This window comes from Micromonospora sp. NPDC049201, from assembly GCF_055586805.1.
On sequence record NZ_JBVJHM010000006.1, the window covers coordinates 119,273 to 142,131 of the forward strand.

Consider the following 22,859-nt stretch of genomic DNA (forward strand, 5'->3'; position numbering starts at 1 on the left):
CCCTCGGCACTGGCCATTTCTCCGGATGCTACTCGCCAGTAACCAGCGGCGTCACCACCCCCCGTGTGGCCCACCTCACAACCCGCGTCGGGCCGGCTCAGGACGCGGGGGTGCGCAACGCCTCGGTGAGCGCCGGCAGGAGCAGGCCGAGCTGCCACTCGCGGGCACCCAGCGTGCGCAGGGTCTCCGCCACCGTGTCGTCGGTGACCTCCTCCGGCGGCTGCCAGGCCAACCGGCGGATCGAGTCCGGCGCGATCAGGTTCTCCGCCGGCAGCCGGTGCGCCGACGCGGTGCCGACCACCACCTCCCGGCAGCGGGCCAACCGGCCCGCCGCGACCGGGTCACGCTCCGCCCACCGGTGCGGCGGCGGCGGGCCCTCCACCGTCGGACTCACCGGCAACGCGTCGTCCGGCAGTTGGCGTGCGTCGTCCAACGCCGCCAACCAGGTACGCGCCAGCCGGCGCACCGAGCGACCACCGAACCCGGGCAGGGTCAGCAGCGTCTTCTCGTCCTTCGGGTCCAGCTCGGCCGCCGCCACGATGGCCGAGTCGGGCAGCACCCGCCCCGGCGCGGCGTCCCGACGGGCGGCGATCTGGTCCCGCGCGTACCAGAGGGAACGCACCCGGGCCTGGGCGCGGGCGCCGCGGACCCGGTGGATGCCGGACGTGCGCCGCCACGGCTCGGCGCGGACCCGGGGCGGGCGGGCGCCGTTGCGCACCAGCGCGGCGAACTCCTCCGCCGCCCAGCCGGACTTGCCCTGCTGGTCGAGTTCGGCGTCGAGCGCGTCGCGCAGGTCGACAAGCAGTTCCACGTCCAGGGCCGCGTACGTCAGCCAGGACTCCGGCAGCGGCCGGCTGGACCAGTCGGCGGCGGAGTGGTGCTTCTCCAGGCTGAAGCCGAGCAGCTGTTCGGTCAGCGCGGCCAGGCCGACCCGCTCGAAACCAGCCAGCCGGGCGGCCAGTTCGGTGTCGAACAGCCGGCGCGGGCGCAGCCCCAACTCGGCCAGGCAGGCGAGATCCTGGCTGGCGGCGTGCAGCACCCACTCCGCCTCGGCGATGGCCGCGTCGAGCGCGGACAGGTCGGGCAGCGGCAGCGGGTCGATCAACGTGGTGCCGGCGCCGGCCCGGCGCAGCTGCACCAGGTAGGCGCGCTGGCTGTAGCGGTACCCGGAGGCGCGTTCGGCGTCCAGGGCCACCGGGCCGTTGCCGGCCGCGAAGCGGGCCACGACCGCATCCAGCTCACTGGGGGTGGCCACCGGCGCGGGGGTGCCGTCGCGCGGTGCGGTCAGCGGAACGGCTGCGCTCGCGTCGGTCTCGGTCCCCGCGCCCGCCGGCTCCGGCACGGCCGTCGACGGATGCGGAGACACCTCTCCCGTACGGCTTTCGGCGGCCCGACGGCGCAGGGGTGGTTCGTCGGTCACCTGACAACCCTAGTAGGCCGGACGATCCGGTGCGCGCAGCCGGTCCGTTGCGTGTCGACGAGATGTCCGCCGGGTGTCCGGAACGCGCCGGGTTGCGCGGGGGTGAGAGGGTCGGACATCGGGGAAGACAAACCCCGTTCCCGCCGGTACGGTCCATCGAGCCGTGGGCGGCGCGGGGGCGGCCGGGTAACGGTCGGCGCGCCGGCGGGAGCCGGCGGGGGAGGACAGGCGATCATGGCAGGCGGGTACGAGACCGGCGACGGCGTGCCGGGGCAGGGCGGCGACGGAGCGGCCGACCGGCCGGGGCCACTGCCGCCACGCATCGCTCCGTCCGGCCGGGCGGCCCCGTTCCCCGGTGCGCCCACCGGTCCCGATTTCTCCCGGGGCGTCGCCACGCCGGAACCGGTCCGGGGCACTGCCGCGCCCGGAGCAGCTCGGGGCGCCGCCGCGTCCGGTCCGGCCTGGGGCACCGCGGCCGCGCCTGAAGCATCCCGGGGTGCCGCCGCGTCCGGTTCGACCTGGGACGCTGCCGCGCCGGGCTCGACCTGGGACGCCGCCACGCCCGACCCGGGTCGGGGCGCTCCCACGCCGGATTCGGCCTGGGGCGGCGGGGCGGGCCACGCCGGTCACCCGCCGTTCGGCGGGGCGCCCGCGGCATCGCCCGTGCCGACCCAGCCGAATGCCGGTTCGGTCTGGTCGGGCCAGCCGGCGGCGGGGTCGGCCTACCCGTCCCGACCAGTTCCGGCCGCGCCGTCGACCGGTCAGCCGCCGTCCGGTCCGGCGTATCCGGGCCAACCGGTCTCCGGTCCGGCGTATCCGGGCCAACCGGTCTCCGGTCCGGCGTATCCGGGCCAACCGGTCTCCGGTCCGGCGTATCCGGGTCGACCGGTGTCGAGCCCGGGTCAGCCGCCGTCCGGTCCGGGATATCCGGGCCAGCCGACGCCGAGCCCGGCGTCTCCCGGTCAGTCGACGTCCGGCCCAGGGTTCCCCGGTCAGCCGACGTCCGCTCCCGCGTTCCCCGGTCAGCCGACGTCCGGGCCGGCCTGGCCGAATCAGTCGGGCTCCGGGTCGGCCTGGCCGGGTCAGCCCACACCGGGGTCGGCGTATCCGGCCGGGGTGTCCGGCCAGACCGGATTCGGCGGGCCGCCGCTCGCCGGTGGCCCCGACCCGTCCCGCCGCCGGGGCCGGCTGCCGGTGGTGGCGCTCGTGCTGGCCGGTGTGCTGGCCGTGGTCACCGGCGTGCAGGCGTACCAGATCCACCGGCTCGACGACCGACTCGCCGCCGCCGACCGGCGGACGGCCGAGGCTCAGGGCGCGGACGCCCGCCGGCTCGACGGGCTGGAGCAGCGCGCCGGAAGCCTGGAGAAGCAGGCCGGCGCCGCGTTCAATCCCGAAGCGGTGGCGAGCGCGGTGCTGCCCAGCGTGTTCCGGGTCCGGGCCGGCCAGTTCACCGGCACGGCGTTCGCGGTCGGCAAGGCGCCGGCCGGCGGTGGCACCACGCTGCTCACCAACTTCCACGTGGTGGAGTCGGTCTTCGCCGCCGGCGAGCGCAAGGTGTTCCTGGAGCGCACCGACCAGCGGTTCGAGGCGACCATCATCGACACCGACAAGGAGAAGGACCTGGCGCGGTTGCGCACCACCGCGACGTTCGGCGGCCTGGTCGCGGCCCGGACGCCGGTGAAGTCGGGCCAGCAGATCGTGGTGGTCGGTGCCCCGCTCGGCCTGCAGGACAGCGTCACCACCGGGGTGGTGAGCGCGTTCCGCAAGGACGAGGGAGGCTCCGGCCCGGTGATCCAGTTCGACGCGCCGATCAATCCCGGCAACTCCGGCGGCCCGGTGATCAACGGTTCGAAGGAGGTCGTCGGCATCGCCACGGCCAAGGCCCGTGACGCCGAGGGCATCGGGCTGGCGGTGCCGATCAAGACCGCCTGCGACCGCTTCAAGCTCTGCTGATTCGCGGCTCAGCGCGCGGCGCGCGCCGTGCGGGTGTGGCCCCGACCACGCCCCCTCGACCCCGGCCCACCGGGCCACCCCGCGGGGACCAGCACAACTGGAGGAACGACATGTCCCAGCCACCCACCGGAGCGGAGGGCCACCCGCCCCAGCCGCCGGGCGGCACGGTCTACGGCAACCCGTACGGGAGCCAGCCCTCGCCCCCGCCGTACGGCCCGGCGCACCCCGACCCCACCCGGCCCCAGCCGCCCGTGTCCGGCCCTGGCGCGTACGGCTCCGGCGCACCCGGCTCGGGCGCGTACGGTTCCGGCGGGTACGGCGCGGGCGGGCCCGCTCCCGGTGCCTACGCGCCGGGTGCCGCCCCCGTCCCGGCGCAGCCGATGTCCGCGCCGCCGGTCTCCGGCGCCGGCTACCCCCCGCAGCCGATGTCGGCGCCGCCCGTCTCCGCGCCCGGCTTCGGCCCGCAGCCGATGTCCGGGCCGCCGGTCTCCGGGCCCGGGTTCGGCCCCCAGCCGATGTCCGGGCCGCCCGGCGCCGCGCCCCCGTACGGCCCGGCCGGTTATGGCACGCCGACCGGTACACCGGCCGGCGGTGGCCGGGGCCGGGGCCGGGGCCGGACCACGCTGATCCTCGCCCTCGTCGCCGGGCTGCTCCTCGTCCTCGGCGGTGTGATGACCGGTCTCTACGTCACCACCAACGGCAAGCTGACCAGCGCCGAGCGGCAGGTCAGTCAGCGTGACGGCACCATCTCGGCGAACCAGCGGGAGATCGAGAAGCTCAAGGGTGAGGTCAAGGCGGTTCAGGAGCGACTGGCCGACACCGAGCAGGACCTGACCGGCACCAAGAACGACCGGGACGAGCAGGCCCGGCAGAAAAAGGTCATCGCGAACTGCCTGAACAAGCTGACCACCGCCATCACCGCGGCGTCTCGTGGCGACAAGGCGGGCTTCGAGGCAGCCAACAAGGGTCTCGACAAGATCTGCGACGAGGCCGAGAACTACCTCTGAGCCCCCACCCACCTGATCGATCATGACGTTGGCGGCCGGCTGGATCTCCACAGCGGCCGCCGACGTCATGATCGACAGGGCTGGCCGAGCGGCCCGGGTCAGGCGGCGCCGGCGGAGCGGCGGGTGGGCAGCGCGGTTACCCCCGGTGGGGGCAGGCCGGCCGTCGAGGCCAGCAACGTGCACCAGCCGAGCAGGTGCGGCCCCAGGTCGGCGCGGAGCGGCGTCCAGGAGGCGCGGATCTCGATGTCGCCGGCGGCGGGCGGCCCGGCCAGCTCCCCGAACCGGGTGGAGAGCGTCTGGGTGACCGTGCCGCCGATCGCCCGGTGCCCGGCGCCCTGCGCGTCCAGCGCGTCGGTCAGCCAGGCCCAGCCCACGCCGGGCAGCAGCGGGTCGCTGGCCAGGTCGACCTCCAGCTCGGCGGTGACGTACGTGACCAGGCGCAGCGTGCCCTGCCAGGCCTCGTGCCCGGCCGGGTCGTGCAGCAGGATCAGCCGGCCGCTGGCGATCTCGTCGTCGTCGCGCATGACCGCCGCGGAGAGGGCGAACGCGTACGGGGCCAGCCGCTGCGGAGCGCCGACCTCCTCCAGCAGGATCTCCGGCCGGGGTGTGGCCGACCGCAGTCCCGCGACCGCGCGGGCGAACGTTTCCGGGAGCGCGATCGGGGGGGCCATGCCGGCAGCCTATGCCGCCTCCGCCGCGCGGTGGGTGACGCCGCGCCGGGCGCGTCGCGGGCGCCTCGGCGTTGAGCGGGGCGCCCGCCTCTACCGGAGGCGTTAACAGGGGGCCCCTCCTTTCACGTCACATGTGGGGGCGGGGGCGTGGGGGTGGGCGGGGGGCGTGGCACGATTGCGGCGATGACCACCGACACCACGGGCACTGCCGCCCGAGACGGAGAACCCCGCCGCGGCGGGCCGGCCGACTCGCCGTTCGTGCGCGCCTGCCGGCGTGAGCCGGTCCCGCACACCCCGGTCTGGTTCATGCGCCAGGCCGGCCGGTCCCTGCCGGAGTACCGCGAGATCCGGGCCAGCGTGCCGATGCTGGAGTCGTGCCGCCGACCCGAGCTGGTCACCGAGATCACCCTCCAGCCGGTCCGCCGGCACGGAGTGGACGCGGCGATCCTGTTCAGCGACATCGTGGTGCCGGTGGCGGCGGCCGGGATCGACCTGGACATCGTGCCCGGAACCGGGCCGGTGGTGGCCGAACCGGTGCGCACCGCCGCCGACGTGGAGCGGATCACCCCGATCGGCCGCGACGAGGTGTCCTACGTGGACGAGGCGGTCCGGCTGCTCGTCGCCGAGCTGGGCGACACCCCGCTGATCGGCTTCGCCGGCGCGCCGTTCACGCTGGCCAGCTACCTGGTCGAGGGCGGGCCGTCGCGGACCCACGCGAAGACCAAGGCGCTGATGTACGGCGACCCCGACCTGTGGCACACGCTCTGCGCCCGGCTGGCCGAGGTGACGCTGTCGTTCCTGCGGGTGCAGATCGAGGCGGGCGTCTCCGCGGTGCAGCTCTTCGACTCGTGGGCCGGCGCGCTCGCCGAGGCCGACTACCGCCGCTTCGTGCTGCCCCACTCGTCGTACGTGCTGGGTGGCCTGGAAGACGCCGGCGTGCCGCGGATCCACTTCGGGGTGGGCACCGGCGAGCTGCTCGCCGCGATGGGCGAGGCTGGCGCCGACGTGGTCGGCGTCGACTGGCGTACGCCGCTTGACGTCGCCACCGGCCGGATCGGGCCGGACAAGGCGGTGCAGGGCAACCTCGACCCGACCGTGCTGCTCGCACCCTGGCCGGTGGTCGAGGCCGAGGTGCGGCGCATCGTCGAGCAGGGCCGCGCCGCGCCCGGCCACGTGTTCAACCTCGGCCACGGCGTCCTGCCGGAGACCGACCCCGACGTGCTGACCCGGGTGGTCGCGCTGGTGCACGAGCTGTCCGCGCGACCGGCCCGCTAGGGGGAGCCGTGGCGCGGCCGTGGCGGGTGGCGATCGTCGGTGGCGGGATCACCGGGCTGGCCGCCGCCGTCCGGTTGCGCGACCGCGCCCCCGCCGGCACCGAGATCACCGTGTACGAGCAGTCCGGCCGGCTCGGCGGCAAACTGCGCACCGGTGAGCTGGCCGGCGGGCCGGTCGAGTTCGGGGCCGAGTCGTTCCTGATGCGCGACCCGGCCGGCGGGGAGTCGGCAGCGGTGACCCTCGCGCGCCGCCTCGACCTGGCCGCGCAGCTCGTGCACCCGACCGTCGGGCAGGCCGCCCTGCTTGTCGACGGCGGGCTGCGCCCGGTGCCGGGCGGCACGCTCGTCGGCGTACCCGGGGATCTGGCGAAGGTGGCGGCGGTGGCCCGGCCGGCGGCGGACGCCGACCGGGACGCGGGCCGCCCGCTGCTGGCCCCCGGCGAGGACCTCGCGGTCGGCCGGCTGGTCCGGGAGCGGCTCGGCGACGCCGTGGTGGACCGGCTGGTCGACCCGATGCTCGGCGGCGTGTACGCCGGCCGGGCCGACGACCTCTCCCTGGTCACCACCATGCCGGCGCTGGCCCGTGCGGCCCGTCGGGAGCACACGCTCGTCGGTGCGGTACGCGCCGCGCAGGCCGCCGCGCCGCGCGCCCCCGGCGCCCCGGTCTTCGGCACCCTGGCCGGCGGGCTGAGCACGCTGGTCGAGGCGGCGGCGCGGGTCAGCGGGGCGACGATCCGCCAGGACGCGGCGGTGCGGGAACTGCGGCGTACCCCGGACGGCTGGCGACTCACCGTCGGACCGACCCGGGACCCCGAGCTGGTGGACGCCGACGCGGTGGTGCTGGCGGTGCCGGCCCGGCCGGCGGCCCGGCTGCTGGCCGGCGAGGCGCCCGAGGTGGCGGCGACCGTCGGCGCGCTCGACTACGCCAGCGTCGCGCTGGTCACGCTCGCGCTGCCCGCGCCGGAGCTGCCGGAGCTGTCCGGGTTCCTGGTGCCGGCCGGCGAGGGCCTGCTGATCAAGGCGGCCACGTTCTTCACCACCAAGTGGGGGCACCTGCGCCGGCCCGACGGGTTGGCGCTGGTGCGCGCCTCGGTCGGCCGCTACGGCGACGAGACCTCGCTCCAGCTCACCGACGACGACCTGGCCGCCACCGTACGCCGGGAGCTGTCGGCGGCGCTGGGCACGTCGCTGCCCGACCCGGTGGCCCGGCACGTGCAGCGGTGGGGCGGCGCGCTGCCGCAGTACCCGCCCGGGCACACCGGCCGGGTGGCCGGGGCACGGACGGCGTTGCGCGCCGCGCACCCGACGCTGACGCTGGCCGGGGCCGGCTACGACGGGGTCGGCATTCCGGTCTGCGTCCGCTCCGGCGAGACGGCGGCCGAAGAGATCATCACAGCACTGGGAGGATCGGCGACATGACCGAGCAGACCAACGCGGCCCGGCTGCGGGAGCTGAACGAGACCATCCGCTACACCATGTGGTCGGTGTACCGGGCGTCGAGCCCGTTGCCGTCGCTGCGGGAGAACGTCGTCGACGAGGTCGAGTCGCTCTTCACGGAGCTGGCCGGCAAGGACGTCACGGTCCGGGGCACGTACGACGTGGCCGGGCTGCGCGCCGACGCCGACCTGATGATCTGGTGGCACTCGTCGTCGAGCGACGCGCTACAGGACGCGTACCTGCGGTTCCGCCGCACCACGCTGGGCCGGGCGCTCACCCCGGTCTGGTCGCAGATGGCGCTGCACCGGCCGGCGGAGTTCAACCGCAGCCACATCCCGGCGTTCCTGGCCGACGAGCAGCCGCGCGCCTACCTCTGCGTCTACCCGTTCGTCCGCTCGTACGAGTGGTACCTGCTGCCCGAGGGGGAGCGGCGGGAACTGCTGGCCGAGCACGGGAAGATGGCCCGCGGCTACCCGGACGTGCGGGCCAACACGGTCGCCTCGTTCGCGCTCGGCGACTACGAGTGGATGCTCGCGTTCGAGGCCGACGAGCTGCACCGCATCGTCGACCTGATGCGCGACCTGCGGGCGTCCCGGGCCCGGCGGCACGTCCGCGAGGAGATCCCCTTCTACACCGGCCGCCGCCGCCCCATCGCCGACATCGTCACCTGCCTGGTGTGAAAGGAGGGGCCCCCTTCTAACGCCTGCGGTAGAGAAGGGGCCCCCTCTCACACCGGAGTGTTAAAAGGGGGCCCCTCCTTGCCGGCGGGCCGGGGTCAGGCCGGCGGGCTGGCGGTCAGGCGGCCGTCGTGCAGGAGAGGATCCCGGGCACCGGGTTGGTCCCGCTCGACGAGCCGGTGAAGCCGAACGAGGTGCTGGCTCCCGGGGCGAGCGCGCCGTTGTAGGCCACGTTGCGTGCGGTGACGAGCGTTCCGCTCGTGGTGACCGTGGCGTTCCACGCCGAGGTGACCTGCTGGCCGTTCTGGTAGTTCCAGCTCACCGACCAGCCGCGGATCGCACCGCCGCCGTTGGTGACCTTCACCTCGGCCTGGAAGCCGCCGCCCCACTGACCGGTGATCTGGTAGGTCGCGGTGCAGGCGCCGGCCGGGTTGGGCGTCGTCGGTCCACCGGTGGGGGTGGCGGTCGGCGACGTGGTCGGGCTGGCCGTCGGCGACGCGGTCGGCGAGGTGGTGGGGGACGCGGTCGGCGACGGGCCGCTGCCGCCGAAGTCGACGTCGCTGCACAGGTAGTAGGACTGGTCCAGGTGGCTGGCCTGCCAGATGGTGTAGACGATGTGCCGGCCGGTCCGGCCCGGCGCGTTCGCCGGCACCTGGATCGACACGCCCGACGTCTCGGGCGTCCACTGGCTGGCCGGGGTGTTGCCGATCTGGCCGACCTGCTCCAGGTCGCTCCAGCGCAGCGGCGAGTTCAGCGCGTTGAAGCCCTGCTTGGTCACGTACACCCGGATGTAGTCGGCGCCGTGGCTGGCCTGGTCGTACAGCTTGATCCGGAAGTTGTTGGAGATCGGCGTGGTCTTCCAGGCGCCGACCGTGTCGAGCGAGTTGTAGCGGCCGTTGGAGGTGCGCCCGCCGCTGCACAGCTGGCCGTCCGGGATCGCGCCCTGGTGGTTGCCGGCGACGCCCTCACGGAACAGGCCGTTCCAGTTCCACATGGCGGCCGGGTCGGACTGCCAGGCCTGCCAGCACATCGGGTCCTGGGTGGCCATCGCCGGGTTCTGGAAGTCGCTGCCCCAGCGCTGCCAGCAGCCGTAGTTGCGCGAGGCCGGGTCGACCACCGACCCGTGCGCCGAGGCCGGGCCGGAGAACGCGGTGGTGAGCAGCGCCGCGACGACCGCGCAGACGCCGAGGATCGCCGCGCCGAGCGGTATGCGGCGACGGTACGGAGTGGACATGGGAAGCCTCCGGGGGTGGGGTGTCGGTGCACGACGCCCGGACTGTGGGGAGTTGCCCTCTCCCGCGTGGCGGCTCGACCCGCACGCTGCCACAGAAAACGACACGCGTCAATTAGTTGGGATTCCGACGCATCGGGGTGTGCGGGATGCCGTCCTCGACGTAGCCGGGCCCGCTCACCGTGAAGCCGTGGCCGGCGTAGAGACCCACCAGGTGCGTCTGCGCCTCCAGCACGCACGGCCGGTCACCCACCACGGCCAGCGCCTCGGTCAGCAGCGCGCCGGCCAGCCCCGCGCCCCGGGCCGCCGGCGCCACCACCACCCGGCCGATCCGTGCCACGCCGTCCGGGTCGGCCAGGATTCGCAGGTACGCCGCGACGGCGCCGTCGCGGGCCAGCCAGAGATGGCGCGTGCCGGGCTCGACGTCCCGACCGTCCAGCTCCGGGTACGCGCAGGACTGCTCCACCACGAACACGTCGATGCGCAGCCGGAGCAGGTCGTGGAACGTGCGGGTGTCCAGCTCGGCGAAGCCGGCCTGGTGGAACTCGACGGACATGCCGCCAGGTTAGGCCGCGGTCCGCGGGTGAGCCACGCCGGTCCGACCCGCCGGGCGGACGGTCAGCGCGCCGCCGCCCGCAGGCCGGCGCCGGTGGCGACGGCGGCCCGGTCGAACCACGTCGCGGTGGCGGCGGTCGAGCGGGTCCACACCCCCACGCACTGGGTCACCCGCCCCCGGTGCAGACAGCCGTAGCGGTGCGGGAACCGGGTGCCGTCGGGCAGCGTCATGGTGGCGGCGACCGCGCGGCCCGACACGCCCACCCCGGCGGGCAGGTCGACGGCGGAGTGCCCGGCGGTCACCTGCCCGTCCTCCTCGTCCCGGTCGCACGCCGCCAGCACCTCGAAGATCCGGCGTACGGCGTCGGCGGCCACCGTCGCGTCCGGGTAGACCACGGTCTCCTGGGCCAGCTCGACGAACTCCTCCGGCGGAGCGCCCTTCGGGGTGCCGAAGACCCGGGTGGAGGCCACCAGCCTCCGGTCGAGCAGCGGCAGCGGTCGGCCGCAGGCGATCCCGTCCGAGTCGAGCCGCTCGCTGGCGTGGTCGGGCTTCTCGGCCAGGCCGGCGAGGCTGCCGGTGGCGGCATGCCGGTCCCGCAGCGCGAGGGCGACGCCGCCGTCGGTCGGCGCCGGTGCGGCGAGAGCCGGTGCGGCGCCGGTCGGCCCGCTCGGAGCGGGAGTCGGGGCGCAGCCGGCCAGCGTCACGAGGATCGCCGTCGCGGCGATCATCCGTCGGTTCACCGGAGGATGCTAGCCGTCGATGAACGCGGGCCGCTGCACCGGACAGCCGGCAGTGCGGGCCGGTCGCGGTGGGCTGTTTCCGGCGCGAGCCGGCCCGCCGGCGTGGCGGACGCCCGGCATCCGGATCGGGCCGTCCGGTCAGGCGGGGCGGGCGCCTACCGCGTCGCGGATCTCGGCGCCCTGGTCGCCCTCGACCGCGCGGGCGCAGTGGGCGCAGCAGAAGAACCGGCCGGAGACCTCGACGCCGTGTCCGACGATCTTGATCTGACAGTGTTCGCAGATCGGTGCCATCTTGTGCACCGCGCACTCGAAGCAGTCGAACGTGTGCCGGGCCCCGTCGACCGTGCGCACCTCGAACGCCATCCAGTAGTCGTTGCCGCAGACCTCACAGGCAGCCATACGAAACCCCCCGAAAACGGACTTGTCATTCCAGGGTCGGGCAACGGACGCGCCGGAGCGGCCGGAACGGCAAACCCGGGGCGGCCCCGACGGCGTGTCGCAGCCGGCGTGTCGCGCGTTGACCCGGGTGGACGGCGAGAATCAGGAGGAACCGTGATCAAGCGCAACAAGCTCTTCGGCAACCAGACCCGGGTGACGTTCTCCCTGCCCCGCGACGCGCCGGCCGGCACGGTGAGCGTGGTCGGCTGCTTCAACGGCTGGGAGCCCGGCCGGCACGAGCTGGTGCCGCGCCGGGACGGCACCCGGACCGTGACCGTACGGCTCGGCCCGGGTGAGTACCGCTTCCGCTACCTCGCCACCGGTGGCGTGTGGCTGGACGACGAGAGCGCCGACCGGGTCGACGAGGCCGGCAGCCCGCTGCGCCTGTAGGGCCGCGTGGTCAGCCGCCGCTCGGCTCCAGCCGTACCGAGATCGAGTTGACGCAGTGCCGGGTGTCCTTCGGGGTGAAGCCCTCGCCCTCGAAGACGTGCCCCAGGTGGCTGTCGCAGCGCGCGCAGCGGATCTCCACCCGCCGCATGCCGAGCGTGTTGTCCGGGATCTCCTTGACCGCGCCGGGAATGGCGTCGTCGAAGCTGGGCCAGCCGCAGTGCGAATCGAACTTGTCGTCGCTGCGGAACAACTCGGCCCCGCAGGCCCGGCAGTGGTAGACGCCGGGGGTCTTGGTGTCGACGTACTCACCGGTCCAGGGCGCCTCGGTGCCGGCCTCACGGAGCACCCGGAACTCCGCCGGGCTCAACCGGACCCGCCACTCGTCCTCGGTGCGGGGCAGTTCACTGTCGGAAAGACTCACCGCTCCACGGTACGTCGGCTGTCGGTGGCATCGCATATGGTCGCCTGATGGCGGGCAGCAGAAGCGCGGTCGAGGAGATCGAGGTCGCCGGCCGGGCCGTGCGGCTGAGCAGCCCGGATCGGGTGATCTTCCCACAGCACGGCTTCACCAAGGCGGACGTCTTCCACTACTACCTGGCGGTGGGGGAGGGGATCACCCGGGCCCTGCGGGACCGGCCCACCACCCTGCAACGCTTCCCCGAGGGCATCGAGGGGGAGATGTTCTTCCAGAAGCGGGTGCCCGCCCGTGGCGTACCCCCGTGGATCCGCACCGCGGAGATCAGCTTCCCCAGCGGCCGGACGGCCCAGGAGCTGTGCCCGGCCGACCTGGCGCACGTGGCCTGGGCGGCGCAGATGGGCACCGTGGTCTTCCATCCCTGGCCGGTGCGCGCCGCCGACACCGACCGTCCCGACGAACTGCGCATCGACCTCGACCCGCAGCCCGGCACCGACTTCGCCGACGCGGCGACCGCCGCCGGTGAGCTGCGCGGGCTGCTGGACGAGCTGGGCGTGCCGGGCTGGCCGAAGACCTCCGGCGGCCGGGGCGTGCACGTCTACCTGCGCATCCAGCCCCGCTGGACGTTCGTCGAGGTGCGCCGGGCCACCATCGCGCTGGCCCGGGAGCTGGAACGGCGTCGGCCCGAGTTGGTCACCACCGCCTGGTGGAAGGAGGAGCGGGGCCGCCGGGTCTTCGTCGACTTCAACCAGATGGCGCGGGACCGCACCATCGCGTGCGCGTACTCACTGCGGGCCAACGGGCGGGCCACCGTCTCCACCCCGGTCGACTGGGACGAGCTGCCCGAGGTCGACCCGGACGACTTCCACCTGGGCACGGTGCCGGCCCGGTTCGCCGAGCGGGGCGACCCGCACGCCGGCATCGACGACGCCCCGTGGGACATCACGCCGCTGCTGGAGTGGGCCGAGCGGGACGCCGCCGACGGTCTCGGTGACCTGCCGTACCCGCCGGAATACCCGAAGATGCCCGGCGAGCCGAAGCGGGTCCAGCCCTCCAAGGACCGCGACCGCCCGAAACCGTCCTGACCACCCCGTCCCCGCCGAGCATTCAGAGGAGCGCCCGGACGGATCTCCGGATGTGGTTCGGGCGGCGGTAGAGATCGGTGGCGGTGTAGATCCGGATACGCCAGCCGTGCTCGGCCAGCCAGTTCAGCCGGGAGCGGTCGTGGTGCAGGCGGTCGGGGTCGAGGTGGGAGCGGCCGTCGTACTCCACGCCGACGCGCTGCCGGCGGTAACCCAGGTCGAGCCGGTACACCGGCACGCCCTCCTCGTCCGGCACCCAGAGCTGCGGCTCCGGCGCGGGTAACCCGGCGTCGATCAGCAGCAGGCGTAGCTGGCTCTCCTGCCGGCACTCCGCCCGCAGGTCGGCCAGCTCGGCCAGCCGGCCGGCCTGGCGTACCCCGCGCAGCCCGGCGTGCCGGGTCACCTCCGCCAAGAGGTCCGCCCGGCGGCACGCGCCCACCCGTAGGCACAGGTCCAGCACCGGCAGCGCGTCCGGCCGACGGAGCACCCGGGCCAGGTCGACGGCGCAGCGGGCGGCCGGCGCGCACGGCACCCCGGCGACCTCCACCACGTCCCTGACCGGCAGGACGGTCTGATGAACGGCCACGCCCCGGATGCTCGGCACCGGGCCTCCGGCCGCAACGACCACGTGCACCTTGTCGCCGGACACGGCACCGAAGCGGTGCAGCCGGGCACCGGTGTGGAACCCGGCCACGGCGTTGGGCGGCAACCGGCGGAAGAGCGCCCGCAGCCGGCCCGTCTCGTCGTCCGCGCGTCCGTAGACACCTCTCGACAGCCGGCCCAGACGCCCCGCCTCCACGCGGTGTCGCACCGCCCCGCGGCTCACCCCGCCGCCCCGCAACTCCTCGTACCGCCACACCCCGCCACCCTCCCGCGCCTCCCGTCCCCCCGTCCGCCCCTGTGGACAACCCCGCCCCCGCCTCGTCGATCTAGGAGTTGTGGCACCTCACAAAAGCCACATGAAGCGCATTCCATGGCACCACAACTCCAAGATCGACGAGGCGGGGCGGGTGGGGGCGGGCGGGGGCGGGGTGGGGTGGGGGTAACGATCATGTAACGGGCGCGAACCTTTTCGTGGGGGTGGTGGGTCTTCCTGGTCATCGGCTCACCCGGGCCAGGGGAGGACGTCGGATGAAGCTGGTGTGGAGGCGGGCGGTCGAGGCCCGTGGGCTGCTGCTCGCCGCCGCGGTCGCGGCGCTCGTCGCGGTCGGGCTGGTCACCGGGCTCTCCGACTACAACCGGCGGGCGGTCGAGGCGGGCGCCCGGGCGGTGCTCGACGCCGCCCCGCCCGAGGAGCGCAGCCTGCTGGTCAGCGGCTCCGGCGGCGCCGACGCGGCGGCGTTCGCGGGGCGGGACCGCGCGGTCCGGGCGCAGTTCGCCGGCCGGTTGGGCGGGGTGCCGGTCACCGTGGCCGCCGCCCGCTACGGCACCGGGCGGGAGTTGACCGGCGACGTGGGCGCCGCCCGCACCGACGACGACCCGATGTTCGCCAACCTCGCCACCCTTGACGACCTGCCGGCGCGCGCCGAGTTGACCGCCGGGACGTGGCCCACGCCCGGCGCCGCTCCGTTGCAGGTGACCGTGCCGGAGAAGGTGGCCGCGCGGCTCGGCCTGGTGGTCGGGGAGCGGGTGCCGCTGTTCGACCGGGCGGCGGAACGGCCCGGCGCGGTGACCGTCGTCGGCACGTGGCGGCCCCGCGACGCGGCCGACGCGTACTGGCGGCTCGCCCCGGGCGTCGGCGACAGCCAGGGCGACGCGGCGAGCACCTCGTACGGGCCGTTCGCGCTGGATCCGGTGGACTTCGCGCGTACCTTCCCGGGCTCGGTCTCGGCGGCCTGGCTGGCCGTCCCGGACCTGACCGGCGTCGAGCCGGGCCGGCTGCCCGCCGTCACCGCCGCGCTGGCCGACGTCACCGAGCGGCTGCCCGCGGCCACCGGCCTGGGTTCCTCCGCGCAGCAGGTCAGCCACCTGGACCGGCTGGTGGACCGGCTCGGCCGGGCCGACCTGGTGGGCCGGTCCGCCCTGCTCACCCCGCTGCTGCTGATCGTGGTGCTCGGCGGGTACGCGCTGGTGCTGGTCGCCGCGCTGCTCAACGAGGACCGGCGGGCCCAGACCGCGCTGCTGCGGGCCCGGGGGGCCGCGCGTGGCCAGCTCGCCGGGCTCGCCGTACGCGAGGCGACGCTCGTGGTGGCGCCGGCCGTGCTGCTGGCCCCGGTGCTGACCGGGCAGGCGGTCCGGCACCTCGGCGCGGGCCTGGGGCTGGCCGACGGCGGCGCGGCCCGGGTCTGGCTGGTGGCGCTCGCCGCCGCGGTCGGTTGCCTGCTCGCCATGGTGGTGCCGGCCCTGCGCCGGGCCGGTACCTACGTCGCCGACATGGCCGCCCGCTCGCGGCCGAGTCGGGGTGCGGCCGTGCAACGCGCCAGCGTCGACGTGGCCCTGGTGGCGCTGGCCGTGCTCGCCTGGACCCAGCTGCGGCAGTATTCGTCGCCGCTGGCCGGCGCGAACGGCAGTCTCGGCATCGACCCGCTGCTCGCCGCCGCGCCCACCATCGGTGTGCTGGCCGGCGCCGTGATCGCGCTGCGGCTGCTGCCGCCGGCCACCCGGCTCGCCGAACGGCTCGTCGACCGGCGACCGTGGAACGCGACCATGTTCGGCATGTGGCAGGCGGGCCGCCGCCCGCACGCCGGGCCGGTGCTGCTGCTCGCGCTCGCCGTCGGCGGCAGCACGCTGGCCTGGTCGCTGGTGGCCTCCTGGGAGCGGTCGCAGCGGGACCAGGCCTGGCACACGGTCGGCACCGACCTGCGGTTGACCGAACGCGACGGCACCGCCCCCGACGGCCGGGCCGCCGCGCTGGCCGCCGCCCCCGGGCTGGACCGGGTGCTGCCGGCCTGGCGGGACGACATCCGGGTCGGTCGGGAGGCCCGCCCGGCCACCGCGGTCGCGTTGGACGCCGTCGCCGCGCGCGGGATGCTCCGGCTCGACGACGCCGACGGCGGGGCGTCCACCGCCGCGCTGCTGGATCGGCTGGCGGGCGGCCGGGGCACGCCCGCCGGGACCCTCCTGCCGGCGGCGGCGCGCACGCTGTCCGGGACCGTCAGCACCCCGGTCGACACCGGGTACACGCCGCCCACGGTGGCCGTGACCGCGCTGTTCACCACCGACGCCGGTGCCGCCTGGCGGGTGCGGCTGGCCGAGGCCGACGGCGACGGCCGGCCGGTGCGCTTCTCCGTCGCGCTGCCCGACACCGGTGGTGTGCCGCTGCGGCTGGCCGGCTTCGAGGCCGACGGCGGCGACGTGGTCGGCCGCTCCTACCGGCTGCTGGTGGCGGGGCTGCGGCTCACCGACGCCGGGGGCGTCGCGCTGCCGCTGCCCCTCACCGGCGCCTGGCAGGTGGTCGATCCGGCGACCGGGCCGCAGGGCGGCGCGCAGACCACCCCGACCACCGTGGACGCCACCCGGAGCTTCCGGGTGCCCGACGGGCTCCTCCAGTACGCGGGCACACCGCCGTCCCGTTTCGCGGTGGTGCCCCGGTCCGACGCCCCGCCGGTGCCGGTGCTGATCACCCCGGGCGTGGCGGCGGCGCTGAGCGTGCGCACCGGTGACTCGCTCAAACTGTCGCTGGCCGAGGTGACGCTGGACGTCACAGTGGTCGGTCAGGTCGCCGCGGTCCCCGGCACCGAGGGCGACGGGGTGCTCCTCGACCTGCCCGCCGCCGCCGGCCAGATGCTCCAGCAGCGCGGCGGCGTACGGTCGGTGGCCGAGTGGTGGCTGCGGACCGGGCCGGGCGGGCACACCGCCGCCGCGCGGGCGCTCACCGGGGCCGACGGCACCGTCCTGCACGACCGGCGACAGGTGGCCGAGGAGGCCGCCCGGGACCCGTACTGGCGGGGGGCCCGCACCGGGCTGCTCGCCGCCGCGCTCGGGTCGGTGCTGCTGGCCCTGGTCGGCCTGGCCGTGGACGGGTGGGCCACCACCCGACGCCGGCTCACCGAGTTCGCCGTGTTCACCACGCTCGGCGCGACCAGCCGGTTGCTGGCTCGCGCGTACCTGGCCGAGCAGACGTTCCTGGCCGCGATCGGGGTCGGCGTCGGGCTGCTGGTCGGAGCCGTGGTGGCGGCGACCATGGTGCCGCTGGTGATCCTCACCCCGGCGGCCGGCCGGCCGGTGCCCGAGGCGGTCTTCACGGTGCCCTGGCCGCCGGTCGGGCTGACCGCCGCCGGGCTGCTGCTCGCCGCGCTCGCGTTCGCCGCCGTCGTCACCACCGGCATCCGCCAGCGGATCGCCGCCGTGCAGCTCCGGATCGGGGGGGAGCAATGAGCGCGAGGAACGCAGCGCAGCGGAGTCCCGCAGTCGCGAATGAAGGTGAGCACCGATGAGCGCGAGGAACGCAGCGCAGCGGAGTCCCGCAGTCGCGAATGAAGGTGAGTACCGATGAGGCTGCCAGGCGCCGCCGGGCGGGTCCGGGCGTACGGGGGGCAGTTCCTGCTGCTCGCCGTGCTGACCGCGGTGACCGCGCTGCTGATCACCGGCGTGCCGCGGGTCGCCGACCGGCTCACCGGCCAGGGGCTCACCGAGTACGTGGCCGGGCAGCCGCCGGCCCGGCGCGACGTCACCTACGCCACCGCGCCGACCACGTTCACGACCGGCGACCAGGTCGCCCCGCAGGCGGCCCAGCTCGCCGCGATCGAGGACCGGATGCCGGACACGGTCCGGGACGTCATCGGGCAACGCTGGTACGTCGCGCAGGCCGTGCCGGGTCGGCTGCGCGGCCCGACGCTCTCCACCGACAAGGGGCTGATCGACCTCGCCCTGCGCGGCGGCACCGGGCTGCGCGAGGCGGCCACGCTGACCGGCGGGCGGTGGCCGGAACGCGGCGTCACCGAGGCCGGCGCGATCGAGGTGGCACTCGCGGAAGCGGTGGCCACCGGACTGGGCGTCAGGCCCGGCGACCGGTTCCGCCTGTCGCTGCTCGACCCGAGCGGCGCTCCGCTCGAGTCCCGCCCGATCGAACTGGTCGGCGTGTGGCGGCCGAACGACCCGGGAAACGGGGTCTGGGACGCGCTGCCCTCGATGCTGCGGCTCACCCCGCCCGAGGGCGACGGCGACCCGTTCGTGGCGGTCGCCTACACGGGCGACGCCGGGGTGGATGCCGCCGCCGCGGTCGGATGGCCGGTGAGCTTCGGTTGGCGGTACCGGATCGCCCCGGACCGGCTCGCCGCCGGCCGGCTCGACGCGCTGATCGCCGGCATCGACGGGCTGGAGCGGACCCGGCCCGCCTCGGTCACCCTGACCCAGGGCGTGGACGTTCCGCTGCGCCGCTTCGCCGCCTCGCTCGCCGCCGCCCGTACGCTGCTGGCGGTCATCGCCGCCGGCCTGCTCGCCACGCTGGCCGGGCTCGCCCTGCTGTCCGCCCGGCTCGCCGCGCGGCGCCGCCGCGCCGAGTTCCACCTGATCCGGGCGCGCGGCGGCGCGACCGGCGACGTGCTGCGTCGCGGCCTGGCCGAGTCCGTCCTGGTGCTGCCAGCGGCGGCCGGGATCGGCTGGCTGCTCGCCGGCCTGCTGCCCGGCGCCGGCGCGTCGGCACGGTGGGTACTGGTCGCCGCGGTGCTGGCCACCCTGCTTCCGCCGCTGGCGGCGCTCGCGGTGGGCCGTCGGGTCGCCGGCCGCGCCGACCTCGGTGGCCGGTCGCCGGCGCTGCGGCTGACCGTCGAGGTGGCGGTGCTCGGGGTCGCCGTGCTCGGGGCGTTCCTGCTGCGTCGGCGGGGGCTCACGCCGGGCTCGGTGGATCCGCTGCTGGTCTCCGTGCCGGTGCTGCTGGCGGTGGCCGCGGCGTTGCTGGCGCTGCGCGCGTACCCATGGCCGTTGCGGCTGCTCAGCCGCGTGACGGCGCGGGCGCGTGGCAGCGTCGCGTTCCTCGGCACCGCCCGCGCCGGTCGGGCCGCCAGCACCGGACCGCTGGTCGTGGTGGTGCTGGCGGTCGCCACCGCCGCGTTCTGCGGGGTGGTGGCCACCGGCATCGAGGCCGGCCGGGACACCGCCGCCGCCCGCGCCGTCCCCGGCGACCTGCTGGTCGACGGCGAGCGGTTCGCGCCGGACACCGCCGGTGAGTTGGCCGCGCTGCCCGGCGTCCGCGCGGTGGCCCCGCTGCTGACCGTGCGGGCCCAGCGCCCGTACGTCGACCGGGCCGGCCGGCCGGCCCCGATCCGGGAGCTGCGGGTGCTGATGGTCGACGGTGACCGGTTCGCCGAGGTGGCCCGACGTGCCGGCGTACCCGTGCGCGTGCCCGGCCCGCTGCTCGGCGGCGGTGACGGCAGCGCCCCGCTGCCGGCGCTGGTGTCCCCGACGGTCGCCGCGGAGCTGGCCGACGCCGGGCTCGCGGACGCCGAGGGACGCCGTCCCGCCTGGCTGGACGTGCAGGGCAACCGGCTGCCGCTGCGCGTCGCCGCCACCGTCGACGGGTTCGCGCTCGTCGACCGCGAGGCGACCCGGTTCGTGGTGCTGCCCTGGCCGAGCCTGCCGACGGACGCCCCGCACCCGCTCGCCCCCACCGGCTTCGTGCTGGCCGGGCCCGGCGCGGACCGGGCCGAGGTGAACCGGGTGGCGACCGAGGGGCAGCGCCGCTACCTGCGGATCGGAACGGTGGAGAACGGGGACCGGGCCCGCCCGCCGCAGGTGACCAGCCGCGCCGCCGTCCGCGCCGAGCTGGGCGGCAGCGGCGTGAACGGACTGCTGGTGTTCGGGTTCGTGCTCGGTGCCGGCGGCGGCGCGGTGCTGGGCCTGCTCGGGCTCGCGTTCGCGGTGCTCGCCGGCGCCCGGTCCCGGGGGCAGGTGCTGTCCCGGCTGCGCACCATGGGCCTGTCCCGACGGCAGTGGCGCGGCCTGTTGCTGGTCGAGCTGACGCCGCTGGTGCTGGTGTCGGTGCTCACCGGGGCGGTGGTCGGCGCGCTGCTGCCGCTGCTGCTCACCCCGGTGCTCGGACTGCCCGCGTTCACCGGTGGGGTGACCGTGCGTCCGGCGTTCGAACCCGGCCTGGTGGCCGGGGTGTCCGCCCTGGCCCTGCTGGCCCTCGGCTTCGCGATCACCGTGGAGGCCGTGAACAACCGCCGGATGCGCCTCGGCGAGGTGCTGCGGCTCGGAGAGGAGAGCTGAGATGACCGCGACCGCCTCCGGCTCGGCGCGTCCGGCGCCGCGCCACGATCCCGGACCGCCGACGGCCGTGCCGGACCTGGCCGCCCTGCAACAGCGTGCCGCGGAGCGCGCCGCCGAACGGGCCGGCGGACGGGACCGGCTGCGCGGGCACATCGTCTGCGACGGGCTGGTGCGCATCTTCAAGACCGAGGGCGTCGAGGTGGTCGCACTCCAGGGCCTCGACCTGGTCATCGACCGCGGCGAGTTGGTCGCGATCGTGGGCGCCTCCGGTTCCGGCAAGTCCACCCTGCTCAACATCCTGTCCGGGTTGGACACCCCGACCGCCGGTATCGCCCGGGTCGCCGAGTACGACCTGCTCGCCCTCTCGAACCGGAAGCGGCTGGCGTACCGGCGGGAGATGGTCGGCTTCATCTGGCAGCAGACCGGCCGCAACCTGCTGCCGTACCTGACCGCGGTGGAGAACGTGGAGTTGCCGATGCGGCTGGCCCGGCGGCCCGGCGGCCGGCGGGACCGGCGGGAGCGGGCCCGCCGGCTGCTCGACCTGGTCGGGGTCGGCTACTGCGCGGACCGTCGGCCGGGTCAGATGAGCGGCGGCGAGCAGCAGCGGTGCGCGGTGGCCGTGGCGGTGGCCAACGACCCGGAGATCCTCTTCGCCGACGAGCCGACCGGCGAGCTGGACGAGGCGACCGGCGCGGAGGTCTTCGCCGCGCTGCGCACCATCAACGCCGAGCTGGGGGTGACCATCGTCGTGGTCACCCACGACCACGCCGTGTCCGGCCAGGTCCGCCGGACCGTCGCCATCCGCGACGGCCGGACCGCCTCCGAGGTACGCCGGACCGCGCGGGTCACCGCCGACGGCGGCACCGAGCTGGTCAGCGAGGAGTACGCGGTGCTCGACCGGACCGGCCGGATGCAGTTGCCGGCGCCGTTCGTGGAGGCGCTGGCCCTGCGCGACCGGGTCCGGCTGGACCTGGAACCCGACCACGTCGAGGTCCGCCCCGGCGACCGGACGTACGCCGAGGAGAACGAGCGATGACCGACCGGGCTGTGGTGCTGCCGACGACGCCGGTCGACGAGGTGGTGCGGGTCGAGGGGGTGAGCCGCACGTTCGGACGGGGGGAGCACGCCGTGCACGCCGTACGGGACGTCTCGCTCACCGCCGGCCGGGGGGAGCTGGTCGCCGTGCGCGGCCGGTCCGGGGCCGGCAAGACCACGCTGCTGAACCTGATCGGTGGTCTGGACCGGCCGGACGCCGGCCGGATCGAGGTGGCCGGGCACGACGTGACGTCGGCGGGGGAGCGGGAACTGCTGGCGCTGCGCCGGGGCACCGTCGGTTTCGTCTTCCAGACGTTCGGTCTGGTGCCGATCCTGTCCGCGGCGGAGAACGTCGGGGTGCCGCTGCGGCTGGCCAAGGTGCCGGCGGCGGAGCGGGAGCAGCGGGTGGCGGTGCTGCTGGAACTGGTCGGGCTGGGCGCGCACGCGGCGCAGCGCCCGTACGAGTTGTCCGGCGGCCAGCAGCAACGGGTGGCGGTGGCCCGGGCGTTGGCGAACGAGCCGGACCTGCTCATCGCCGACGAGCCGACCGGTCAGCTCGACTCCGAGACCGGCCGCTCGATCATGGACCTGATCCGGGCCGTGGTGCACGCCCGGGGCATGACCGCGCTTGTCGCCACGCACGATCCGGCGCTGATCGAGCTGGCCGACCGAACCCTGGTCCTGCGCGACGGCCACCTGGTCACCGACTGACCCCACTCCCGACACCTCGCCCCCCTGTCGCGCCAGATTCACGGAAAGCGTGGTCATTCGGGCCCGAATGACCACGCTTTCCGTGAATCAGGGCGCGAGGGTGTGGGGGGTGGGGGGTGGGGTGGGGGTGCGGCGGTGGTGGTAGGACCAGGTGACGGCCAGCAGCAGGGGGCCCCAGAGCACCAGCGGGCGTAACAGCCGACCAGGAGCGCGAAGCCACCGTTCGGCAACCCCAGGTCGTTGCCGTGCACCAGCGCGCCCCACATCGCGTACCCCCAGATCGCGGTGAGCGCGCCGGCGCCGGCGGTGGCGGCGGTGACCGCGAACGGCGGCGGCACCCGCCGGCCGCCGAGCCACGGGAGCCGGCGGGGGAACACCTCGCCCCACGGGCGGACCAGGCCCAGCGCGAGCAGCGCCAACCCCTCCGAGACGAGGCTGAGCGCGACGATGTAGACGCTCTCGCCGAACCCGGGCCGGATCGGGACGCCGGCCACCACGGCGCCGATCGGCAGGCCGGCCACCAGCGCGATCCGCCACAACCCGGACGGGAGCACGACGAGCGGGATCAGGTGGGCGGCGCGGACCGCCCACCGTGGCGGCGGGCGGCCGTCGTGGGGGTGGACGGCAGGCGGGGACAGCGTGTCGGCGGGCATCAGGCCTCCTCGGCGTTGAT

At 75.6% G+C, this 22,859-nt stretch carries 20 protein-coding genes; 11 read left to right on the plus strand and 9 right to left on the minus strand.

Annotated elements, in window-relative coordinates:
* Nucleotides 1-97: 97 nt before the first annotated feature.
* Nucleotides 98-1,420 carry a ribonuclease D gene (locus ACZ6O5_RS14680; protein WP_465977390.1) on the minus strand — a complete coding sequence of 441 codons (1,323 nt, stop codon included), beginning with the start codon at nucleotides 1,418-1,420 and terminating at the stop codon, nucleotides 98-100.
* A 663-nt stretch (nucleotides 1,421-2,083) separates the two neighbouring features.
* Here ACZ6O5_RS14680 and ACZ6O5_RS14685 point away from each other — a divergent pair.
* Nucleotides 2,084-3,373: a S1C family serine protease gene (locus ACZ6O5_RS14685; protein WP_465977392.1), complete on the plus strand. Its 1,290-nt coding sequence runs from the start codon at nucleotides 2,084-2,086 to the stop codon at nucleotides 3,371-3,373.
* Between the two features lie 110 nt (nucleotides 3,374-3,483).
* The gene (locus ACZ6O5_RS14690; RefSeq protein WP_465977394.1) at nucleotides 3,484-4,380 is read left to right on the plus strand and encodes a hypothetical protein; all 897 of its coding nucleotides are present in this window, start codon (nucleotides 3,484-3,486) and stop codon (nucleotides 4,378-4,380) included.
* Nucleotides 4,381-4,478: 98 nt separating this feature from the next.
* Here the strand turns inward: ACZ6O5_RS14690 and ACZ6O5_RS14695 are convergent, their stop codons facing one another.
* Nucleotides 4,479-5,051 carry a DUF3000 domain-containing protein gene (locus ACZ6O5_RS14695; RefSeq protein WP_281935285.1) on the minus strand — a complete coding sequence of 191 codons (573 nt, stop codon included), beginning with the start codon at nucleotides 5,049-5,051 and terminating at the stop codon, nucleotides 4,479-4,481.
* Between the two features lie 183 nt (nucleotides 5,052-5,234).
* On the opposite strand from ACZ6O5_RS14695, the gene hemE reads away from it, so the two are divergent.
* From hemE to hemQ, 3 genes are read left to right on the plus strand one after another with little or no spacing between them, the layout of a single operon-like run.
* Complete coding sequence (gene hemE / locus ACZ6O5_RS14700; RefSeq protein ID WP_465977396.1) at nucleotides 5,235-6,326, plus strand: uroporphyrinogen decarboxylase; 1,092 nt, start codon at nucleotides 5,235-5,237, stop codon at nucleotides 6,324-6,326.
* 8 nt (nucleotides 6,327-6,334) lie between these two features.
* Nucleotides 6,335-7,744 (plus strand): protoporphyrinogen oxidase, encoded by a 1,410-nt coding sequence (gene hemG, locus ACZ6O5_RS14705; protein WP_465977398.1) that lies wholly within the window; start codon nucleotides 6,335-6,337, stop codon nucleotides 7,742-7,744.
* A complete protein-coding gene (hemQ, locus tag ACZ6O5_RS14710; RefSeq protein WP_107159247.1) occupies nucleotides 7,741-8,442 on the plus strand; it encodes a hydrogen peroxide-dependent heme synthase in 702 nt (233 codons plus the stop codon). Before hemG ends, hemQ begins: the two co-directional genes overlap by 4 nt.
* A gap of 115 nt (nucleotides 8,443-8,557) precedes the next feature.
* On the opposite strand, the gene ACZ6O5_RS14715 is transcribed toward hemQ, so the two are convergent.
* The 4 genes from ACZ6O5_RS14715 to ACZ6O5_RS14730 form a co-directional block, all read right to left on the minus strand.
* On the minus strand, nucleotides 8,558-9,673 hold the full coding sequence (locus ACZ6O5_RS14715) for a lytic polysaccharide monooxygenase auxiliary activity family 9 protein (RefSeq protein ID WP_465977400.1): 1,116 nt from the start codon (nucleotides 9,671-9,673) through the stop codon (nucleotides 8,558-8,560).
* 112 nt (nucleotides 9,674-9,785) lie between these two features.
* Nucleotides 9,786-10,226: a GNAT family N-acetyltransferase gene (locus ACZ6O5_RS14720; protein ID WP_396776141.1), complete on the minus strand. Its 441-nt coding sequence runs from the start codon at nucleotides 10,224-10,226 to the stop codon at nucleotides 9,786-9,788.
* Between the two features lie 62 nt (nucleotides 10,227-10,288).
* Nucleotides 10,289-10,966 (minus strand): hypothetical protein, encoded by a 678-nt coding sequence (locus ACZ6O5_RS14725; RefSeq protein ID WP_465977402.1) that lies wholly within the window; start codon nucleotides 10,964-10,966, stop codon nucleotides 10,289-10,291.
* 138 nt (nucleotides 10,967-11,104) lie between these two features.
* On the minus strand, nucleotides 11,105-11,365 hold the full coding sequence (locus ACZ6O5_RS14730; protein WP_107159255.1) for a Prokaryotic metallothionein: 261 nt from the start codon (nucleotides 11,363-11,365) through the stop codon (nucleotides 11,105-11,107).
* A gap of 153 nt (nucleotides 11,366-11,518) precedes the next feature.
* Between ACZ6O5_RS14730 and ACZ6O5_RS14735 the strand changes: the two genes are divergently transcribed.
* Nucleotides 11,519-11,794: an isoamylase early set domain-containing protein gene (locus ACZ6O5_RS14735; RefSeq protein ID WP_465977404.1), complete on the plus strand. Its 276-nt coding sequence runs from the start codon at nucleotides 11,519-11,521 to the stop codon at nucleotides 11,792-11,794.
* A 10-nt stretch (nucleotides 11,795-11,804) separates the two neighbouring features.
* On the opposite strand, the gene msrB is transcribed toward ACZ6O5_RS14735, so the two are convergent.
* Nucleotides 11,805-12,215 carry a peptide-methionine (R)-S-oxide reductase MsrB gene (gene msrB, locus ACZ6O5_RS14740; protein ID WP_396776144.1) on the minus strand — a complete coding sequence of 137 codons (411 nt, stop codon included), beginning with the start codon at nucleotides 12,213-12,215 and terminating at the stop codon, nucleotides 11,805-11,807.
* A gap of 47 nt (nucleotides 12,216-12,262) precedes the next feature.
* Here msrB and ligD point away from each other — a divergent pair, with 47 nt between their 5' ends.
* Nucleotides 12,263-13,294 carry a non-homologous end-joining DNA ligase gene (ligD, locus tag ACZ6O5_RS14745; RefSeq protein ID WP_465977406.1) on the plus strand — a complete coding sequence of 344 codons (1,032 nt, stop codon included), beginning with the start codon at nucleotides 12,263-12,265 and terminating at the stop codon, nucleotides 13,292-13,294.
* Between the two features lie 22 nt (nucleotides 13,295-13,316).
* On the opposite strand, the gene ACZ6O5_RS14750 is transcribed toward ligD, so the two are convergent.
* Nucleotides 13,317-14,150: a hypothetical protein gene (locus ACZ6O5_RS14750; RefSeq protein WP_465977408.1), complete on the minus strand. Its 834-nt coding sequence runs from the start codon at nucleotides 14,148-14,150 to the stop codon at nucleotides 13,317-13,319.
* A 272-nt stretch (nucleotides 14,151-14,422) separates the two neighbouring features.
* On the opposite strand from ACZ6O5_RS14750, the gene ACZ6O5_RS14755 reads away from it, so the two are divergent.
* The 4 genes from ACZ6O5_RS14755 (at nucleotide 14,423) to ACZ6O5_RS14770 (ending at nucleotide 22,186) form a co-directional block, all read left to right on the plus strand.
* A complete protein-coding gene (locus ACZ6O5_RS14755; RefSeq protein ID WP_465977410.1) occupies nucleotides 14,423-17,608 on the plus strand; it encodes an ABC transporter permease in 3,186 nt (1,061 codons plus the stop codon).
* Between the two features lie 114 nt (nucleotides 17,609-17,722).
* On the plus strand, nucleotides 17,723-20,440 hold the full coding sequence (locus ACZ6O5_RS14760) for an FtsX-like permease family protein (protein ID WP_465977412.1): 2,718 nt from the start codon (nucleotides 17,723-17,725) through the stop codon (nucleotides 20,438-20,440).
* Between the two features lies 1 nt (nucleotide 20,441).
* On the plus strand, nucleotides 20,442-21,476 hold the full coding sequence (locus ACZ6O5_RS14765; protein ID WP_405093046.1) for an ABC transporter ATP-binding protein: 1,035 nt from the start codon (nucleotides 20,442-20,444) through the stop codon (nucleotides 21,474-21,476).
* Entirely contained in the window at nucleotides 21,473-22,186 is a 714-nt protein-coding gene (locus ACZ6O5_RS14770) for an ABC transporter ATP-binding protein (protein WP_465977414.1), read from the plus strand. The genes ACZ6O5_RS14765 and ACZ6O5_RS14770 overlap by 4 nt, the downstream gene beginning before the upstream one ends.
* A gap of 53 nt (nucleotides 22,187-22,239) precedes the next feature.
* On the opposite strand, the gene ACZ6O5_RS14775 is transcribed toward ACZ6O5_RS14770, so the two are convergent.
* Entirely contained in the window at nucleotides 22,240-22,839 is a 600-nt protein-coding gene (locus tag ACZ6O5_RS14775; protein WP_465977416.1) for a hypothetical protein, read from the minus strand.
* Nucleotides 22,840-22,859 lie beyond the last annotated feature (20 nt).

What these genes read in the sequence shown, in the direction of transcription:
- ACZ6O5_RS14755 (WP_465977410.1), top strand. Translation starts at nt 14,423, where the DNA reads ATGAAGCTGGTGTGGAGGCGGGCGGTCGAGGCCCGTGGGCTGCTGCTC.
- ACZ6O5_RS14690 (WP_465977394.1), top strand. Translation starts at nt 3,484, where the DNA reads ATGTCCCAGCCACCCACCGGAGCGGAGGGCCACCCGCCCCAGCCGCCG.
- ACZ6O5_RS14720 (WP_396776141.1), bottom strand. Translation starts at nt 10,226, where the DNA reads ATGTCCGTCGAGTTCCACCAGGCCGGCTTCGCCGAGCTGGACACCCGC.
- ACZ6O5_RS14715 (WP_465977400.1), bottom strand. Translation starts at nt 9,673, where the DNA reads ATGTCCACTCCGTACCGTCGCCGCATACCGCTCGGCGCGGCGATCCTC.
- ACZ6O5_RS14730 (WP_107159255.1), bottom strand. Translation starts at nt 11,365, where the DNA reads ATGGCTGCCTGTGAGGTCTGCGGCAACGACTACTGGATGGCGTTCGAG.
- ACZ6O5_RS14765 (WP_405093046.1), top strand. Translation starts at nt 20,442, where the DNA reads ATGACCGCGACCGCCTCCGGCTCGGCGCGTCCGGCGCCGCGCCACGAT.
- ACZ6O5_RS14760 (WP_465977412.1), top strand. Translation starts at nt 17,723, where the DNA reads ATGAGGCTGCCAGGCGCCGCCGGGCGGGTCCGGGCGTACGGGGGGCAG.
- ACZ6O5_RS14770 (WP_465977414.1), top strand. Translation starts at nt 21,473, where the DNA reads ATGACCGACCGGGCTGTGGTGCTGCCGACGACGCCGGTCGACGAGGTG.
- ligD (WP_465977406.1), top strand. Translation starts at nt 12,263, where the DNA reads ATGGCGGGCAGCAGAAGCGCGGTCGAGGAGATCGAGGTCGCCGGCCGG.
- ACZ6O5_RS14695 (WP_281935285.1), bottom strand. Translation starts at nt 5,051, where the DNA reads ATGGCCCCCCCGATCGCGCTCCCGGAAACGTTCGCCCGCGCGGTCGCG.
- hemE (WP_465977396.1), top strand. Translation starts at nt 5,235, where the DNA reads ATGACCACCGACACCACGGGCACTGCCGCCCGAGACGGAGAACCCCGC.
- hemQ (WP_107159247.1), top strand. Translation starts at nt 7,741, where the DNA reads ATGACCGAGCAGACCAACGCGGCCCGGCTGCGGGAGCTGAACGAGACC.
- ACZ6O5_RS14775 (WP_465977416.1), bottom strand. Translation starts at nt 22,839, where the DNA reads ATGCCCGCCGACACGCTGTCCCCGCCTGCCGTCCACCCCCACGACGGC.